Consider the following 18,471-nt stretch of genomic DNA (forward strand, 5'->3'; position numbering starts at 1 on the left):
AAGACTTTAACGGTTCGCACCGGTGTTCATTGTTACCTGAACACAGCTCCAGGACGAGTTCCTGCAATCCCCTTCAACGACTTGCACCTACCGCCGCTTCTCTAAAGAAGGTTTTTGAGTACTGCTTCCTTTCCCAGCTTTTAAATATAATGAGCTTCTTCCCAAAAAATCATACGAATTTATGAACAACAGTTTCGTAAATAATGTTACCGCAAATTAATGAGTTCGTTGTTAGACAAAAGTGGCACAAGAAACCACTTGGGCATCCTTCCAAAGCCGCTCAAGTTGGTAAAACTCTCGTTGATCCGGCGTCATAACATGAATGACCAAATCTCCGCTGCAATCCATCAAAACCCACTTGGCATCAGGCAGACCCTCAACGTGCAGAACAGGAATTCCAATCTCAGGCAACTCCTCTTCCAAATGATTCGTGATAGCTTTCACCTGGATAGACGTGTTGCCCGTCACAATAAGACAATAATCCGTAACCATAGAGATTCCCTTTAAATCGAGAAGAGTAATGTCACCGCCTTTTTTATCTTCGGCAAGGTGAATAACTTCGGTAAGTTTTTTTTGATCAAGTTCCAATAGTGAGCCTCCTTTTTAAATCTTCATAAGTTAATTGCGTTAAGGTATGTATTGGATGGTTACTCCGCTTTAAATATAGTAAAGTGCCTTCAACACAATCGAACGTGCCCCTGTCTAAATCATCATACAAGGATTGTCTCAACTTGTCCACATCTGGAAACTTACGTCCGGGTTCAGTCAAGTCAGCACTGTAAATCAACATTTCTAAGCGGGACATTCCAGGTCTGCCCAAAGTATGACTGGCAATGGCTGCCAATAAATCTTTATCGTCAACTTTGAAATAACGTTCCAGCCAATAGGCTGAAAGCCGGCCATGCAAAACGTAAGGATATTGTTCATCCTCAGGGTAAGTCAGCAGATTCCAGTACCGGGCCAAGGTGATCTGCTCCTTGACTGGAAGTTCCTTAGCTAAATCATGGGCCAGCCCCGCGCATCGAGCTTTAACGGGATCAACCCCATGGCGTTTGGCCAACATTTCTGCATATTCCGCAACTCCCAGCGTATGTTTGAATCTTGACTCCGTAAGCATATGCTTAGCCAGAATCGTAACCTCTTCAACCAGTAGTTCCACGTTCCAACTCCCCCTTAAACACCCTAATTATCTTTCTCTTTTTGCATTATCTTACATTCTATCAATTTAGGGCTTTAACTGCAAAATATTTTACAAAATCTTCTTTCTACCAATATTATTGTCCATCAACTGCAGTTTAAAACAAAGGATGTCTTTACCCGAACAGGCCCCACCAATTCTCAAAGGATCATAACAAAGGAAAGGGAGACCCCCACAATCATGTCAGAGGGTCTCCCTTCCAGTCCGCGGGATATTACATTTGTTTCGGTTTAGCTTCATTCACCGTTAAAGGTCTTCCGCCAAAATCTTTGCCATTTAACTCCTGAGCCATTCGTTCTGCATCCTCTTCGCCAACCTCGATAAAGCCAAACCCTCTGGATCGGCCGGTTTCTCGATCAGTGATAATTCTGCTGCTTTCAACATGTCCATAGTTAGAAAAGAATTCCCCGAGTTCATCCGCTGTTGTATTCCACGGGAGATTTCCGACATAAAGTGTTGTCATTACTATACTCACCTCTTTGAAATTGATTCATTTTTAGTATGGTCAAATCCAAGCAGAGTATGCGAATGACCACCTTTTAATTCTACCGATAGAGATTTTTTTGTTCTATATACAAACGCACCGCTTCCGGCAGCAGATATCGGATAGGTTGTTTATTTTTAACCCGCCTCCGTATATCTGTTGAGGAAATTGCCAAAGCAGGAACTTCTAAATAATGAATCTTATCTACAATTTCCGGATGTTCCTGCCGAACATACTGCAAAAAATCTTTAGCATCGAAGCCTGGCCGGGCTGCCCCAATAAACTGAATCATAGTCAAAATCTCTTCAGCTTCACGCCAAGAAAAGATCTCACGCAGGGCATCTGTTCCGGTGATAAAATACAGCTCATGCTCCGGCCAAATCTTGCTCAAAAGGCGCAGGGTCTCCACTGTGTAAGAGGGCCCTTGCCGTTCGATTTCCATGGCTGAACAAGCAAAGACAGGGTTGTCTTCAATAGCGCGTTCAACCATTTCCAAGCGGAATTCCCCTGCAGAAATATCAAGCCGATCTTTATGAGGCGGTATCCCCGTTGGGATAAATAAGACCTTACTAAGCTTAAACTCACTGCGTGCCATTTCTGCAGCAACTAAATGTCCATAATGGATTGGATCGAAGGTTCCGCCCATAACCCCTAACCGAGACGTTTTTTGTTTTGTAAAATTATTCATATGCTTCTCTCCATTAGTTCTATAACGATAACTTAATTTCCTGATAATTACTGGTATTCAATAAATTATTTCTAAAAAAGACCTGTCAAGGGAAATATTTATCTTATTGTATTATGCCATATTAAAATCCGTTAGTGAAACCCGCAGAAAAGGTATATTAATATGTTAGGCATCTAGAACTTATTCTGGAGGAACCCGCAACTGAGTCAACTCCCAAATGAACTCATTTATGTTAATAGACTCTATGCGTTTGTTGCAGAGACTACAAGGAATTAAACCCTAAAAGATTAACTTTTCAAGTATTTTTACAAGGTTACCTGCTAATCCCAAAATAACGAACGATCTGAGACTTTTTTTCGCCGGAAGCAACCCTTTGCTTAATATGAACAATCTGATCATCCGTTAACCCTTTTTTCCTGCCAGTATAGCCACTTCGTTGTTTAGCTAGCGCGATACCTTCCAATTGTCGTTCGCGGATCATGGAGCGTTCAAAGTCGGTAAAAGCTCCCATGACCGATAACTGCAAGTTAGCCAACGGCGAGTCATAGCCGGAAAAAGTAAGATTTTCCTTCATGAACTGAATTTTAACGCCTTTTTGTGTAAGACTACAAACAATTTGACGTAAGTCATCCAAATTACGGGCAAGTCTATCCATACTATGGACAACGACAGTATCACCATCACGAACAAATTGTTTTAAGTTTTCCAGTTCAGGGCGGTGGGTATCTTTACCAGAGGCTTTATCAATGAACACTCGATCCATGATTAACCCATCTAATTGACGGCTAGTGTTTTGATCGAAGGTACTCACGCGAATATAGCCGAATGAGTGACCGTTCATTTGATTCCCTTCTTCGCTTAAAAGTGTCAAGTTAAAGTCTATAATATTGTTGGTAAAATATCAATTAATAATAGAAACGACCTTATTCTGACACAATTACGAAGGGAACTTGACGTCAAGTTAGGGTATACTTCAATTTGACATGGTACGACTGCATTAAGAAAGAAGCGCGTTAAGACAACATGCATTTTGATCAATGTGCTTTATATTCCGTTTCGTGAGGCGACCCCTAGCGTATTCGTTGCACGTGTATTACCCTAATTACCTTGCCCCTGGTGTTAGAATGCTCCCACTACCCCAATTAGAAGCTATTAGTTGAAATAAAAAGCGAGAGAGTATTCAAACTTTATAATCTCTTGTTTATGTTAAAAGGAAATAGAATAAAAATTATCATTATAAATTTCCTATGACATGACTATTCTTTCCTATGCCGATTAAGATTCAAAGAATGTAATTTTATATTTAATTTTGTTCACTTGATCTTCATTTTCTAACTAAAGAAGTTGTTCCCAAATACTTTGGAAACAACCCCTCTAATTTCTAAATTATTTCTTTTAATTAGTCTTCCACTCGTGAGTTTCCAGATCAAAAGTTCCTGTTACACCAGAATCGCTATTAAAACTTATCACACTACCAGTGACGTTTGTAATCCTTACAGAACCCCATAGTTGAGGCGTTTTCCAATTGCCAGACCAACTATGATCCGAAGCTCCGTTCATTACAAAAGTTCCAATAAATCCTTGTTTTGGGTTATCTTTAAAACTTCCAGAATATGCGTAGCTTGGATTCCACGAGCGTTGTTCGTTATTGGGTTTGTCACCTACTATCCACAATTCAGAAACATTATATGGACCATTATACAGCCATCCTATCCCCCATCCAATATCGGGAGGTATACGCTCGGCCTTTTGTTTAGGATCTGAACCCATTGGCAGAATTTCAGGGTTGTTGTTAGGGTGTGTTGCCTGATACTGTCTAGCCTGATCCACATGCTTCGCAGTCTCCTGATTCAATCTTGCAATTTTGTTTGCTGTAAAGTCTGAGAATGTACTACGAGCATTGGCATTTTGAGCTATAAATGCAGTTAACCCTAAAGCAATCACTGCAGTGATTGCCATTAAAGAAATAAACAAACGTTTTCTAAATAGAGATTGAATCTTCATAATTAACCTCCTATCAAATCAAATGTTAGTTGCTGATGCTTGAACGTCATTTGAATTAGGATGAGTAGGATCATTAGTTATTGCATTATTTAAAGCATTCCAAGCATCTGACCACGATAAACTACCGCCATAACCATATTCAGATGTAGTACCCCAGATGTAAAGATTTGTATTGTAATCGTAAATACCTTGCCATTGAGAAGCCTGAGAATTATAATAAATCTCTGGCATTACGAGATCATCTGATAATCCCCATGAAACAGAATAAACTTGTTGTTTCGTCCAGCCACTAGGATACTCTGAACTAGCATCACTACCATAGTTCAACATACGCATATGAGTTCTGCTATTATAAGCATTACACCAGTTAACTGTATCAGAACCATAAGCTATAAATCCTGTTCCATACCAAGACTCAATATCGTTGCCTCCACCTACCGCAGTATTTATTGTGGGGGGGGTGCTATCTACCAACGCGCCCCAATCAGTCCCTGCATCAGTCCATGTGGTGGATCCCTGGGACCAGCCCACATTATCGTTATTTGTTGCTATGTATGCAAAAATAACTTGAGTGTGGGCACTATCATAACCAGTCAAAAAGTTATGGACTATTGTCTGTATTTGGCTATCTGAAACAAAATATGATGTTCCTGGTAGATATGTTCCCCAAGTTGATCCGTTATAATATTGTCGTCCAAAATCTAAAATAACATCACCGCCGTAACCTGGTGTAACACTTTGCCCTTGAGAATATGCAGTACTACTGTTGGTCCAGCTAGGGGTAACATAATAAGAGCTACTCGCTGATGATGGTAGTGAATCTGCATATGCAAAATGGACATCGGTTACGAAGGAGAAACATAAAAATAAAGAAAAGATCATTAACATCAAAAATGACTTCTTCGTTATCATCCTTACACCCTCTCTTTAGTGTTTTATACGTTTTTAAGGAAACTTCAGTGGATATAATAGTAGAACGAAAATTCCTCCTCTCTAATAATTTCTCGTTTTTCATCGGATATCTCCCGATATCGCAGTATCTCGTACAAACCAGAAGAGCCTCATACGGACAGAATCGGCATCAAGTGCCGGATTCAGAGAAAATGGGTACAGCAAACAAAGCATCATATGATTTTTCTCTGTCGGCCATTGGTAACCCATACATCTCATGGCAGCAAACCTCTCACATCTAACAGGGTCACGGGAGGCCCCGGCCCTCAATTCCTTCGTTCTGCCTATCCATAAAATAGGTGTCAGTAATGCTTTCGTCCCGAGTCGTTGCTCTGATGGAGGTGATAAAGACTGACTACCAGCTCTCTTATCTGTGTGATTGCTGTTTCATCGGGATATCCGTTTTCTGCGACGCTTTCAGAAAACATCCCTTGTACCTGAAGTTAAGCTGCTAACCTATCCACTGGCCGGTTAATATCTGTTACAAGCTTCACAGGATCATATGCACAGCCCTTGGTTAACAGTGCGTAAAACACTCGGATCAACTTGCAGCTCAGGGCAATGAGCGACTGTTTTTTCTTCAAAGGATTCTTCGCCCTGCTAGTGTAGTATTGGTGGATTTTCTTGAACTCCTGATTTTTGGATACCAAAGGCATTACTGCCTGAAACAGAACTGCACGCAATCGCGCCCTTCCGCGTCGGCTGATTGTTGTTTGCCCCTTACACTGACCGGAACTGTTCTCCCGCAGGGCCAGACCCGCCAGCTTCTGTATCTGCTTTGGGGACTGAAAGCGTCGAATATCCCCAACTTCGACTACAAAACCGGCAACCGTGACAAAACCTATGCCGCCTATCTCCAGCAGCTTTTCCACGTTTGGAACTTGCCTACACAATTTTTCCACTTCCTCCATGATCTGCGTGTACTGTTCCATCTTGGTGCGGTAATCCGCCAGCAGAAGCCGAAGCTCCAGTCGAGCTGCATCGCCGCCGTTTTTGCATCCCACGCTGCTTTTAGCCGCTTCAAACAAGCTCGTAGCCTTCTTCATCCCAACGGCTTTGATCTTAGATTGCCGCCACAGCCCGTTGAGTCCGGCGGCTCCCAGAGCCAGGATATCCTCCGGCATCGGCACGTTCTCCAGAACAAGCAGACCGCTTACCGTATCGATTTTGCAGTACACCTTCACAAATTCGGGAAAGTAGATCGACAGCCACCTTTGGACACGGTTCTTGATCTGATTTAACTCTTTGCAAACCCGCAACCGAAGTTCCATCATGATACGCAGCTCAGCGTATACGCCCTCTGGAATATGTGGAATGTTGTACCGCCCCTCACATACCAGTTTGGCAATGGTTTTTGGGTCTTTGCGATCGGTCTTGCTCGGATGGTTGTCATCCATCTCCTTGCTTTTCTTCACATGATGGGGATTCACCAGAACCAGCTTCATTCCGCTTTCTTTCAGGTATGGCACCAGATTGAACCAGTAGTGACCGGTCGGCTCCGAGCCTACCATGACAGCAGTTTTCCCCACGCTGTGTTTCAGCTTTTCCACCCATCTGCCAAACGCCTCAAATCCCTCCTTGCTGTTTTCAAAGCGGAATACTTTACCAAGTTCTACGCCCCGCCAGTCGAATGCCCTGGCATGCTGCGTCTCATGGCCAATGTCCACTCCAATCACAAGCGTTTCTTATGTCACTTGATTTAGCTTCTCGTTTTGGCTACAATTCATGGTACAGACCTCCGATATGTTTTGATTGGATTTTGTCGGCCGACTCATCCTTTCAAATTCTATTGCGAGGTCTCTTCTTTTGCAAAGTTTGTTTTTCTCAGTTTACAGGAATGCTTTCGTAATCTCCCTACACAAATATCCCCAGTGGGGCAGTATAAAGTAACCTACTATTTTGTGTAGGGACTAATCCCTTTAGATCATTTGTTACTTTTGGTATTGATAATCCGAGGTTGTCTTTATTTAAATTTATCCCCCCTCCACATGACATAATGTCTCTTGGATAATCCCCTTGAACACTTAAACTATTCATTATATAAATTCATTATTACAAACTAAATTCCTTTATTTATACGATTATATTTTCCAATAATTGTCAACATTATTTGACATGTTTTTCCTTAAAATGGCAATGTGTACTTCTAACTAGGATCGTATTTTGCACACCACCCCAAAGGTGGAATAACTGAAACAGCAACCTTTGTTTTAATCTAGCATAACAAAGGTTGCTGTTAGATACTCAATTTGTATTCCTTTACCCTTCTATAAAAAAAGTATTGCTTTTCATACATATTTGCATAGCTTCTACTGCGGTAATTTTATCTTCTTTCCAATCCTTATAGACGGTTTTAAATTTCAAACGTGACATAGCGTGATAATTTCGATCCCTAATTAGGTTTTTGGGTTTTTAAGCGCAATCCATTCCTCCGTCGTGTAACCCATTTCCTTGGCAATCTCTAATTCATCCGAATTTACTGATTGAGAACTATTTAAATTAGCTTCAGTCTTTATATCTGAATTATTGTGGCATTCATCTTGCTTTGCCGATTCCATAATAACCCAAGCATTGTTATCTTTCCTTAGCATATTGAGTTTTTGTAATGAAATTAGATGAGATTTTAAATTTTCAATAGGAATTGATGATTTCCACGCTAAATCCTCTTCAGAAACAGCTAAGTTATTATCTATGTATAGCTTCCCTGGAATCGGTGACTCAAAAGATAAAATTAAAATTACTACCCATAACCATTTTTGCTCAGATGTAAGTCGTTTAACCTTTAATTGATGAGGTAAATTAAAAATTACTTCCTGTAGCGTAGGTTTCTTTTTAGACATCGACTTTCACCATGCCTTTCATCTCTTTACTTCTTTGTCTTCTCTTGCGCAAACGGGCAGCGATCCGAAGCTTGTTCTTTCTTTCCTCTTCTGGAGTAAGTAATAACTTTATTTTATTTATATCATCTTCTAAGGAAATAAAATTTTTTTCGGCTAAGATATATAAACTATCTTTTAGTTTGTCGGAGTCGAGCATAATCAACTCGGATAACTCTAATAAATTGTAACATTCACCGTTAGATCTACAAATCAAGCCATTAGCGTTGTCGTTGAGGAGATTGAGTGCTACCCAGACCCATCGTTCGCGTGTGTCTAAGTACCTCAATTTGAGGGATCCAAGAATAACATTTGTTATATTTGACATTTATAATTACCTCTTTTTAGACCTTTTTAATATAGCGTAGCTATCGATTTACTGCCAATCAAAAAATAATAGACATATAAACAAGAGTGTCACGCATCGTCACATTAGAAATTGCGAATAAATTGCGGAATAACTATTTATCGGTAAGTAGATCATAGAAATAAACTTTAAAAGAACGTGACATAGTGTGACTAAAATCCTAAATCTAGCAATTGAGTCACGTATTGACACGATTATATTAGCAAAAAATAACGTTTATAATAATTTAGAAATATTACGCTTAGTTTTAGTACGTGACCTAGCGTGACTATAGAGCTTTTTCGATAAAACGCTAAAGAAAATGTCACGCCATGTCACGCGCATTAAAATGATCACAAAAGTCTTAATAACATAAAACCTTAAAGTATGGTAAATATTCTCTTTAAATAGCGTGACAGGACGAGACATTAAATCACGACATCATTAAACGCTAGTAGAGTCTTGAATCAAAATAATGGTATTTCACAAATACCATTGATATAAGCTAGAAAATAGCAGAAATACAAAAATATTAATTAAAACAGCGTGGTATCGGGAAAATACCAGTGGTATCGGTCGATTGCGGCGCAATTGTTTCTCGAAAAATATACCAGTACCTATGCCAAATCAACAAAGGATAAAGACAATTAACTTTGCCTGAATAAATGGAGTAAATAGCGAACTCTATTTAGAGAAATATTGAGTTCACAAGCAACATTTATTCGGGAGAATCCCAGTTTGCGTAATTTGAGTATTTTTTTATATTGGTCAATGTTAATTTTTCTTCTCTCATTGTGAGCGAGGACTCCTTTCCTTTTCCTGTAATTTCTATTATATATTTGACATTTATATTTTCTCTTTTTTGAAATTTTGGGAATAGAAAAGAGATAGTCTATTTCTTTTTCTGAAAAACCGTATAGCTTAACTGCGGAGGGTATAATCTTGTTTCCAATGATGCATCTATGACCTCTTTTGCTTAGAGCAAAGGCAGAACCGATATTCATGCAATCTCTGAAATAGAAAATAGGTATACCTGTGGATGAGATAGGGGAGTATTGTAAACGAGCTAAGAAAGTTTGATAACGTTGTTCTATTTTATAATCCAATAGGATCCCTCCTTCACGCTGATACGCGACTAACCGATCAATTGCACAAAAATATTAAAAATTAATAGATGCATGAACGTAGGAAGTTAGTTAGGACCCACCCCATACTTTTGATCCAAAAGAAAAACAGTTGAAGTAAAACCTATCGCAAAAATTAAAGCGACTGGAAATAGATCCACTATAATTGTGTCGTCAATAATAAACAAAAGTATATTAAGTATTATGCACACTAAGAAGGGGAGCCACCAATGGGCTAGAAGAAAAGTCCATAGTATGGTCATAAACATTTTACTCCTTTTTAAAAAATAGCATTTGAGTTTGATGCCCATTGCCAAACGCAAAATTGACTATTAAAGGTTTGAATTATTATTAAAAAAGAAGGTTGCCCATCAAAAGAACTGCAGTAATTACATGCAAAGGAATTAGATAAGATACTTTAAAAGGAACAAAAAGGGAACAGAAAACAGTGTGTTTTTTCGGCAATAATTAAACCATTAGGTAAAAAATGTTTCATGATTAAGGTGGCAAACCTTTGACAGATTTTTAAAAAGGTGAGGAACGTGAATCATTCCTTGCCCTCCAGCGTTGGACTAACACTTTTTCACCACCTAGCATTTTAATAAATCCCATGGCGGACATTTGTTGAATTGCCTTATTGGCCACGTCGTCGGAGACAGTAAACGCCAGGGCCAATTGTTTTTCTTCAATAATTACTCCCACTGGACAAGCCTGGACAACCATTTGGGCAACATGATTCATTCTCCAAACATCTTCTCCAGAAAGAGGGGAGAATTTCTCCTCCACCCCCTCGAGGCATCTTGAATAAATGGGGGGCAATTCATCCAAATCTTCTTCCTCGATCTCCGCAACAGAATGACCTTGGTCCTCATCTGGGAGAGGATCATGGACAAGATGCTCTTGCGCTTGATGCTTTTCTCCCAACCCAGCTACAGTGGATTTTAGTGAATTGTCTTCGCCTTGGTGTTGACTAAATTCTTTCCTTGGGTTATTTCGCCACCATTTGGAAACTGCAGTCAGCTCGCTATTGTCATCGATAAAGGGAGCCTGAATACGCTCTTTCGGGCATCCGGGCATTTTAAATAACCCGTCTCCATAACCAATTAACTTTTCTGCGCCTATTTCATCAAGGATAACAACAGATTCAGTCCTACTCGAAACCTGAAAGGCGATTCTTCCCGGAATATTTCCTTTAAGCAAGCTTGGTATCGCTTCAACAGTCGGTTTTTGGGTAGCGGAGACTAAATGAATCCCAGCACTACGAGCTTTTTGGGCAATACTGGTGAGGTTGTCTTCAAGTTCTTCGCGGAAGTTTCCTGCTCCGGCCAATAAATCGTAGAGTTCATCAACAAAAATTACAATACGAGCAAGATGATGGCCTTTGCGTAAATACCCCTCGAAATCCCGGCACTCAGCGTCAACGAACTGCTTATTCCTCGAATCCATTTCGGATACTGCCCAACGAATCGCCGCTGCAGCCTTGTTAGCTTCGGATATAATCGGGCTAAGGAGATGTGGAATATGTTTATAAAAGGCCATTTCAGTTCCTTTGGCATCAATCAAAATAAACTTCAGCTGTTCTGATGAATAGCGAAATGTTAGAGATGTCAGCATACTTTGGGAGAAGACACTTTTCCCACTTCCGGTCGTTCCGGCGATGAGTAAATGAGGTGTTTTGGCTAAGGGAATCCAAATAGGGCTACCCGCGAGATCCACCCCTAAAGGAAACACCAAAGGGATAGTTTTTTCATTGGAATTCTCAGGAGGACCGACGGTGAGCAGATCGCGTAACGCTACAATTTCCCGAGTCTTGCGGGTGACCAAAGCACGAATTTCCGTATCTGTCCCTTCAAGAGTTAACCCAGGGAGAGATCCTTTCCCAGCCATTCTTAAGTCATCGGCCCGCGAAATAATCTTTTTGGGAGAGAGTCCTCGTTGTGGGATGATGGCCAATTGAATAAGGCTTGGACCAATTCCACGCAAATGAACGGTTCCAGAAAGCTGAAAGGCCGTCAGAGCATCTTCTAAGGCCTTAGAAACAATCTTTCCTTCATTAGGTCGACCGACTGCTCCCTTACCCAAAGTCAAAAGAGAGAGGGGAGGGCCACCCTCCCGAAGAGGCCCTTCGTTATTTGCGGAGCATTCCTGGGTTGCGCTTATACTTTCGGTTATTTCCTTTTCTTCAGTTTTAAAAAAAGCATCTGCTTTAGGCTGTTTAGAAAACTCAGTTTCAGGCTGGTCCAGGGTAATATGAAGAAAGCCGTACTCATCGACATGACCTTTTAAGGCAGGAAACCCATAGTGCCTCAAGGCAATGGGAGCCATATTGGGACCCCATTCTCGCCATTTTGTATAAATATCGAGTTGGAACCCATGAGGCCACTGGAGTTGAATACGCCACCCATGGTCTTCCCATGTGGCTACGACATTGGTACGAATCATCGTTCGTGTATCCTGACCATGGCCGATGGCATCTTCAACTTTAAAGTCCGATCCTTTCATGGCGGCAAAGAGTATTTGTTCAATACGGTGAAGCGTTTGAGGGTTTCCAAATTGCGACGAGGCACCTGATACCGATACTTCGGATCGCGATAACACATGTCGATTCCAAGCATCTTGGATGAGCTCCGGGCGGCTAAAAACGTATCCTAAGGACATTTGAGGCCAACGGAACACCAAGAAATCACGGACGCTTTGGGTCGTATGGGTGCTGGTTTTTCGGTACCAGACAATTATCCCTAGCAGGATCCAAGCAAAAAGTAGAAGCAGCAACAGTTTGGGCAAAAGGCTAGTTCCAATACCGAGAAGGTTGCCATAGGTCGAGGCTTCATGGGCAGAGTTGGTTTGTGGGATGGCTTTGACAGAGTTAAGCTGCTGCGTTGAGGCACTGGATGCTCCCAGCAAAGCATCCTTAGCTCCGGAAATATTCAAGGTCCAGGGCAGGTGAATAATGCTCGCTGCCCAATTGAGCATAACCAGGGCGATAATGAGGCCGAGTAGACCGGCTAAAAGATCCATTCGATTTGAGGGTTCCTTCAAGGCGATTCTCCTTTCTCTCGGACATAAAAGCGATTAAGAATAAGAAGCTGGGAGCTAACCTGAGGGACGTGCTTTTACCGAGCATAGGGAACTATCTCCGATTTTAAGCCTAAAGCCCGTCGTCATCCCTAAAGCGGTCGGCCCGGAAACGATAATGTTAGTCCTGCCTTTTTTTACATAGCTATTTAAGAATTCTGTCATCTCATCGGTTAAAGTTCCGGATGTTATTTGAGTTTCTAAACTCGCGGGGATATACCTAAGGCAATTTAAACTTTGTTGAATCGTCACGTTTTTCATCCTCCCATTAGTTTTGTTTTTGATAGGAAGTTCTACGGTGAAGTGGCTAAGACTTGAGAAAAACTGGTATTAAAGGCGACCATGGCACCCGCTGCAATTTCTGGACCTAAGAAAATTGCGACTAAAGCTAAAGCGCCTATAAGAACCGCTACTTTGTGCTCACTAAACCAATTGACGACTCCTTCAACAGCGTTATGAATCCAGGTTTTCACGTTATCAAACCAGGTAGGTGCCTTTTGTACTACATATTGCATCATTGAATTCCAAACACTGCTGACACTCCCACCCCAATTTCCAATCGTCGAAAAGGCCGTAATCCCGTTAACATACCAGTTTTCAAAAAAACCCATCCATTGAACAAATTGTTCAGCGCGCCAGGCCCCAGGAGCAAAGGATTCGAGACTTCGCACCGCTAGAGAAGAGGCTCCTTTGGCACTTGCATAAGCCCCAATTGCAAAGGGAAACGTGCTTCCCGGATAAACTCCATAGTCGAAGGGATTGTCATAATAATGCATGGCATGAGCATAACCAACAATCGAAGGGCTCAGCATACTTTGTTCAGCGGCAAGAATCCCTAATAGAATTCCTAGATTCACATTGGCTTCTTTTGCAGCCTGGTCAATGGCTTGGAGCATGGGGATGTCAACTAAACTGCCAGGATAATGTGACTGGATCCAGCCCTCCACAGCCGATAAATCCAAAGGGACATATTGGACCAAAACTGGGTACCCTGCAGGGACCGGAGCAAATGATGGAACTGAGACAGGCTCTATCGCTGGCTCTTCGATACTGTAAAGTAACGTTTCCGATATATTTCCGATAAATAGCCAAGGAAGCATGAGTAGAGCTAATAAGAGGGCTATGACTTTCGTCGATAGTCTTAGTTTTCGCTGCTTGAAAAAGGTTACGTACACGGTTGACCCTCCTTTACTTAGTTCTGGTTTTATAGAGGGCAGCTTCTTGAGGCGGTACATCCGAGCGTGCCTGAGCCCATTTATTGCCTCCATAACGCAAACAAAACGCATGACTGCCCATTTGGTTTGAGATAGCGTCCGCCACTCCATCTGGGATACTGACGTGGTTCCTCAAGGCTCTTAATTGGTCTTCTTCGAGTGCAAAAATCCCTTTCAGAGGAGCGTTTCCCCAGATCTTATCACCTAGCTTTTTATTGCCGTCAATTTCAACATCCCAAAGTTGTCCGGGGGTATTGGTTGCGATAATCTGAATTCCATTCCACTTCCGGATGGTTGTTTGCAGATCTGCAATAAAAACGCCTAAGATCGGATCGGAGACAAGCCGCTGAAACTCATCGGCCACAATAACGCTCCCTCGGTTAGCTCGTCGGTTTTGTCTAATCCATTCCCATGCCGTGTTAATGACCATGCTAAATTTCAGTTCACTAGCCCGCCGGTCTGCCGTTCGCCCAGGATCCCCCAGATGAAAGAAGACAGCTCGGTTAGGTTGTTCAGTATATTGTAAAGGGTCACTAAAAAACCGGGCGAGTCCGCCTTTAATTCCTCGCCAGCACTTACGTTTGGCATCACGCGCATCAGGATCCTCGTTCGAATATTTCTCCAGGTAACTATAAATGAGCTTAAGAGTTACGTGATGGCTTCGGTCCCAGGTCGAGGGATCTTCCGGAGAAATTGAAAATTCCTCAAATGCAGAATCAATAGCCCGTTCAACGGCCCCTTCCTCTAAGTCATTCAGGTGCCCCATGATGGAGAACGTTCGGGTGACAGCACTACGCATGCGATCATAACGGAACTGATCCTCCATCACATCGTCACTCCCACTAGGCGGCGGGATGATGCAGGGGTCAGGAAACTGTCCCGAAACCCCCGACAAGTCGATATAAAGCCCCCCCAACTCTTCACAATGTTGCCGGTACTCTCCGTCAACATCAAACACAATAATGTATTTATCCTCAGCGTGAAAACTCTGAAGGAGGGTATGAATTTCCTGAGTTTTTCCTTCACCGGTCATACCAAAGAAAATCATATTACTGGCAAGACCGGAAAATCCTCGAGAAAAATCCACATTAATTGGAACATTAGAATCAGTGGCACACCCTACATAATTACCAAATCCGTCTCCAGCAGTACCAACTCCCCAAGGCATTAAAAATGCACCTCGGCTGCTTAGCATGGTCCAAGGAGACCAGAAGTTTGCACCGGTAAAATCGACCATGCCCATGGGAGTGGTCAAGAGCGAACCTGGAGCCTGGCATCCATGGATCGGCTCCAACACAATTTCGTAGGCCGAGCAAATGCCTATAGCTGCCTCACAATCATGATCCAGCGTTTCCAGGTCCGGTGCCGAGATTGTGAGAAATGTTGTCACATCGACGAGCTTTTCCTTTCGTCGGACCTTATGCATTATCAATTTCTGAATTTTTTCAAGACCGGAAAGTTCGTCATCCCTGGCTCGTGTCTGGTCAACCCCTGTGGTATTTCCTTTTAAGCGATTAATTTTTCGTCGCAAATCCGGAGAAACCGTAAACGGGCTTGGGCTAAGAGAGTGGCGGACCCGAAAGATGATCCCCTGCTCGTCGGTCGCCAAATCATACCATGCTTGCTGAATCTCGCTATGCGGCCAGGTCACCACTCGAAAGGTGCGATGAAATACGGTCTCTTTGCCATTCCAAACGCATTCGTGATTCGTCTCAAGCATTCCAACAGGTAATCTCATCCCATACCCTCCTTACGTTTGTCCGCCGGGTTTGAATTTGAAGTATTAAATTGATTAACATAACGACGCCACGCAGCGCCGGGGTCTAATTGATCAATCGTCATTTGACCGATCAATTGGCAGCTCGCCCATTCCCAGCCCTCGCCACCAGCGGATTCATAGCCACGTCGTACCTGTTCTGCGATTCGCCATGCTTCATCTAAATCTTGTGTTTTTGCTGCCAAGCGTATCACCAAGGGCGTTTGAAAACGATGGGTTCCGGTTTCCATCCAATAGCGATTCCGATCTTGTAATAACGAATTGGATTCTGGAGGAACAATCGGGCGGTACAGTTCATGAGACATAAACCAATCCAACAGAACATTGGCTTTAGCTGCCGCCCTGGTAAGACGTTCCAAAGCAATTTTCAAACGAGATTCCTCACTCTCTCCCAAAAGAGAAACGGGTTGGAGTGTTATGGTAGCGTGTACCAAGACGTAATCTGGAACGGCCACCAGAGGGTTCATCGTACCAAAGGACTCAAAATCATAAGCACCGGGCATCGAATAACCAGCTTCAGGGGTTCGTTTGCGTTTATAATAGCCGCTAAGAATTTTCAACTCGCGTGGACCGTCGTTATAGAAAAAGAAAAACGTTCCCGCCGGTAAGAGTAAGGTGACAAATGAGGCTATAAAAAACGGCAGCTGTAAGACGATGAAGGATAAAAATATACTGGGGATAGTTATGATCACAACGATGACAAACTGGATGACGGTGACACGACCAATGACGTGGGCGTCAATGGTCGCATCGAGATCAATGGACGGCGGCTCCTGCCACTGCATAAAATTCCTCCTTAAGAACAAATTGCTAATGTAGGACGTTATGATTGAAGCATCAAAAGCTCATTTCTGTCCATATCGGAACCATTGAGATTCACTAATAACCATTAATAATTAAAAAACATTGTAACGAATGCCCTAAATTCCCCATAGTTTAATCTAGAGAAAAAGACAAAAATCAAAACTGCATTAACGAAAAGAAATTTGGTTACGTTTTTTTCGTAACTGCAGGATAAATAACGGTCAAGATCTATCAGTGTATGGTTATCCGAAAGCAAAGCCTTAATAGCCCACATAGCCGAAATAATGGTATAGAAAAATAAATAGAAACCACCGATAAACTCAAAACAATGGCCAAACATTAAATACAAATTGCTTATGTTTAAATCATTTTTCAGATATAAGAGAACTATAGAGCCTACAAATCCAGTGAGCAGTAACGTCAAGTACGAGAATAAGGTTAAGAACTTTGGAACTGGATGAAACAAAACATAGCCAATGGGAGCCGCAATTCTCGCCTTCGGTGTTATCTCCGAATAGTGAAACTCTATCAAGTGCTCTTTATTGATTGATATAAACCCAGATCGGTTTTTAATCAAAAACTCATTTGTTGACGGTGAATTGTACCATGTCATAAACTCGTTAAAATTCTCCTCATCTTTGACGACACTAATCGTTGTGCCGCCGATCAAGGTGAACTTTAAAAGGTATTTTGTATCCGCAAATCGTTCCTTCAGTAATTTTCTGAGTTTTTCTAACATGGGCGCTCCCCCTCATTTTTCTAATCAATAGACTTTTAATATTTGATACCTTCTTAGTAAAATTAAAGACTAGTTCCGTAAGCATCCATTTCCCGGATGAATATAATGTCATCGTAATTAAGCATCCCTCCGGCTTTAAGAATACTTTCTAATGCCTTTCTTCCCCCTAGTGGCATATAAGGAATATATTTTGAATCATTGAAAGCGAGATATCCCAATCCTGGGACAAAGAAGGCGAAACCACTCTCAATCTTTCGGTAACCCTCTGGGCATTTAAACCGTTTACCCTTAACGTGCACGATTTGAAGTTTTGAATTTAATTCTTTTGTTGTCATCCATGATCCCTTCTTAACGTAGTTTCTATTAACTGCAGCGCCCCACCTACGCCGATACACCTTGGAGGCTTCTATGTTTATCAAATGTCTTTAAAATACCTGACCTAGACCTCCAATGTTCTTTAAAACTAGAAAAATCCGAGTTGAGCCTGACGGTAATCGTAGTTTCTGTCTCTTGGATAATCTCTGTTACATCCCAAAGAAATCCATCTTCCTCAGCCAGCTGATCCCCCACTTTTAGGTTTAGTGCCTTTATGAGCAATGTTTCTCCAAACCTCCTTACATAAGACTTTGCGCATTTCATCAGGGAATTGGACAACAATACCTTCGAGAAAATAAAGCCACCTCCTTAGAATAGAGGTGGCAAACACTTGACATATAAAATTTTATGGATATCGATTGGTATAGCAAAATTAATATTGCAGCGCAAAAGGTGCCTTCAATAGTTTGGAAATACGAGCTGTACGATCCTTGGAATAGTTATCTGTAACAATGATCCAATCAAATACATTTTTTGCTTTTTCCAATAAAATATTTTCATTAGAATGGTATCCTCTTTCTTTAAGCCATATAGCCATGAGAAAAAAAAGCTTGTCCGGATTAGTTCCTGGAAAAAGTGAAATAATGCCTTTCGTACCAGTATGGATAGCATCACATATTCCTTGTCGTTCATCACTCAAAGTGAGATAACGAGAAAGATCATAAGATGATTGGATTTTTCAAAGACTCTATATCTTCCATGTCCAATAATAGCAACATTATTGGGCGGTTCTTGGAGCATTTCTTTAAAGAGTTGTTTATCGATAGCTTCAAACATTGGACTATTTCCTCCTTTTTAATCCATCAACGTATTGTC

General features: G+C 41.7%; 22 protein-coding genes and 1 other annotated feature (1 of these 23 only partly in view). All 22 genes read right to left on the reverse strand.

Translation table 11 applies throughout. The annotated features are described in order from the left end of the window. Positions 1-144, reverse strand: a binding site (T-box leader) (it extends 56 nt beyond the left edge of the window). 87 nt (positions 145-231) lie between these two features. Further along, complete coding sequence (rsfS, locus tag DESACI_RS19330; RefSeq protein WP_014828901.1) at positions 232-588, reverse strand: ribosome silencing factor; 357 nt, start codon at positions 586-588, stop codon at positions 232-234. After that, positions 578-1,159, reverse strand: coding sequence for a bis(5'-nucleosyl)-tetraphosphatase (symmetrical) YqeK (gene yqeK, locus DESACI_RS19335; RefSeq protein ID WP_014828902.1), 582 nt, complete (start codon positions 1,157-1,159; stop codon positions 578-580). Before yqeK ends, rsfS begins: the two co-directional genes overlap by 11 nt. Positions 1,160-1,412: 253 nt before the next feature. Beyond that, positions 1,413-1,661 (reverse strand): RNA recognition motif domain-containing protein, encoded by a 249-nt coding sequence (locus DESACI_RS19340; protein WP_014828903.1) that lies wholly within the window; start codon positions 1,659-1,661, stop codon positions 1,413-1,415. Between the two features lie 82 nt (positions 1,662-1,743). Continuing rightward, a complete protein-coding gene (nadD, locus tag DESACI_RS19345; RefSeq protein ID WP_014828904.1) occupies positions 1,744-2,370 on the reverse strand; it encodes a nicotinate-nucleotide adenylyltransferase in 627 nt (208 codons plus the stop codon). Between the two features lie 313 nt (positions 2,371-2,683). Beyond that, positions 2,684-3,211, reverse strand: a complete 528-nt coding sequence (locus DESACI_RS19350) for a recombinase family protein (protein WP_014828905.1) — start codon at positions 3,209-3,211, stop codon at positions 2,684-2,686. 554 nt (positions 3,212-3,765) lie between these two features. Continuing rightward, complete coding sequence (locus tag DESACI_RS19355; RefSeq protein WP_014828906.1) at positions 3,766-4,374, reverse strand: hypothetical protein; 609 nt, start codon at positions 4,372-4,374, stop codon at positions 3,766-3,768. An 18-nt stretch (positions 4,375-4,392) separates the two neighbouring features. Then, entirely contained in the window at positions 4,393-5,262 is an 870-nt protein-coding gene (locus DESACI_RS19360; RefSeq protein ID WP_207643904.1) for a hypothetical protein, read from the reverse strand. Between the two features lie 123 nt (positions 5,263-5,385). Then, positions 5,386-5,544 carry a hypothetical protein gene (locus DESACI_RS24625; protein WP_158310200.1) on the reverse strand — a complete coding sequence of 53 codons (159 nt, stop codon included), beginning with the start codon at positions 5,542-5,544 and terminating at the stop codon, positions 5,386-5,388. A gap of 224 nt (positions 5,545-5,768) precedes the next feature. Beyond that, positions 5,769-7,001 (reverse strand): IS110 family RNA-guided transposase, encoded by a 1,233-nt coding sequence (locus tag DESACI_RS19365; RefSeq protein ID WP_014828908.1) that lies wholly within the window; start codon positions 6,999-7,001, stop codon positions 5,769-5,771. 720 nt (positions 7,002-7,721) lie between these two features. Continuing rightward, entirely contained in the window at positions 7,722-8,165 is a 444-nt protein-coding gene (locus DESACI_RS19370; RefSeq protein ID WP_014828909.1) for a phage replisome organizer N-terminal domain-containing protein, read from the reverse strand. Further along, a complete protein-coding gene (locus DESACI_RS19375; protein WP_014828910.1) occupies positions 8,158-8,529 on the reverse strand; it encodes a hypothetical protein in 372 nt (123 codons plus the stop codon). Before DESACI_RS19375 ends, DESACI_RS19370 begins: the two co-directional genes overlap by 8 nt. 665 nt (positions 8,530-9,194) lie before the next feature. After that, positions 9,195-9,653: a hypothetical protein gene (locus DESACI_RS19380; protein WP_014828911.1), complete on the reverse strand. Its 459-nt coding sequence runs from the start codon at positions 9,651-9,653 to the stop codon at positions 9,195-9,197. A gap of 543 nt (positions 9,654-10,196) precedes the next feature. Next, entirely contained in the window at positions 10,197-12,710 is a 2,514-nt protein-coding gene (locus DESACI_RS23195) for an FtsK/SpoIIIE domain-containing protein (protein ID WP_014828913.1), read from the reverse strand. A 54-nt stretch (positions 12,711-12,764) separates the two neighbouring features. Further along, entirely contained in the window at positions 12,765-12,998 is a 234-nt protein-coding gene (locus tag DESACI_RS19395) for a hypothetical protein (protein ID WP_041276146.1), read from the reverse strand. Positions 12,999-13,039: 41 nt separating this feature from the next. Further along, positions 13,040-13,921 (reverse strand): hypothetical protein, encoded by an 882-nt coding sequence (locus DESACI_RS23200; RefSeq protein WP_014828914.1) that lies wholly within the window; start codon positions 13,919-13,921, stop codon positions 13,040-13,042. Between the two features lie 13 nt (positions 13,922-13,934). Beyond that, entirely contained in the window at positions 13,935-15,698 is a 1,764-nt protein-coding gene (locus tag DESACI_RS19405) for a helicase HerA domain-containing protein (RefSeq protein ID WP_014828915.1), read from the reverse strand. Further along, positions 15,695-16,543 carry a hypothetical protein gene (locus DESACI_RS19410; protein ID WP_148271338.1) on the reverse strand — a complete coding sequence of 283 codons (849 nt, stop codon included), beginning with the start codon at positions 16,541-16,543 and terminating at the stop codon, positions 15,695-15,697. Before DESACI_RS19410 ends, DESACI_RS19405 begins: the two co-directional genes overlap by 4 nt. 83 nt (positions 16,544-16,626) lie before the next feature. Further along, complete coding sequence (locus tag DESACI_RS19415) at positions 16,627-17,280, reverse strand: hypothetical protein (RefSeq protein WP_014828917.1); 654 nt, start codon at positions 17,278-17,280, stop codon at positions 16,627-16,629. 62 nt (positions 17,281-17,342) lie between these two features. Then, entirely contained in the window at positions 17,343-17,615 is a 273-nt protein-coding gene (locus DESACI_RS19420; RefSeq protein ID WP_014828918.1) for a hypothetical protein, read from the reverse strand. Positions 17,616-17,661: 46 nt separating this feature from the next. Beyond that, positions 17,662-17,877 carry a hypothetical protein gene (locus tag DESACI_RS19425; protein WP_014828919.1) on the reverse strand — a complete coding sequence of 72 codons (216 nt, stop codon included), beginning with the start codon at positions 17,875-17,877 and terminating at the stop codon, positions 17,662-17,664. Positions 17,878-18,028: 151 nt separating this feature from the next. Continuing rightward, positions 18,029-18,295 (reverse strand): hypothetical protein, encoded by a 267-nt coding sequence (locus DESACI_RS19430; RefSeq protein ID WP_014828920.1) that lies wholly within the window; start codon positions 18,293-18,295, stop codon positions 18,029-18,031. Then, a complete protein-coding gene (locus DESACI_RS24630) occupies positions 18,292-18,432 on the reverse strand; it encodes a hypothetical protein (protein ID WP_014828921.1) in 141 nt (46 codons plus the stop codon). The genes DESACI_RS19430 and DESACI_RS24630 overlap by 4 nt, the downstream gene beginning before the upstream one ends. Positions 18,433-18,471 lie beyond the last annotated feature (39 nt).

The organism is Desulfosporosinus acidiphilus SJ4, assembly GCF_000255115.2.
GTDB lineage: Bacteria > Bacillota > Desulfitobacteriia > Desulfitobacteriales > Desulfitobacteriaceae > Desulfosporosinus > Desulfosporosinus acidiphilus.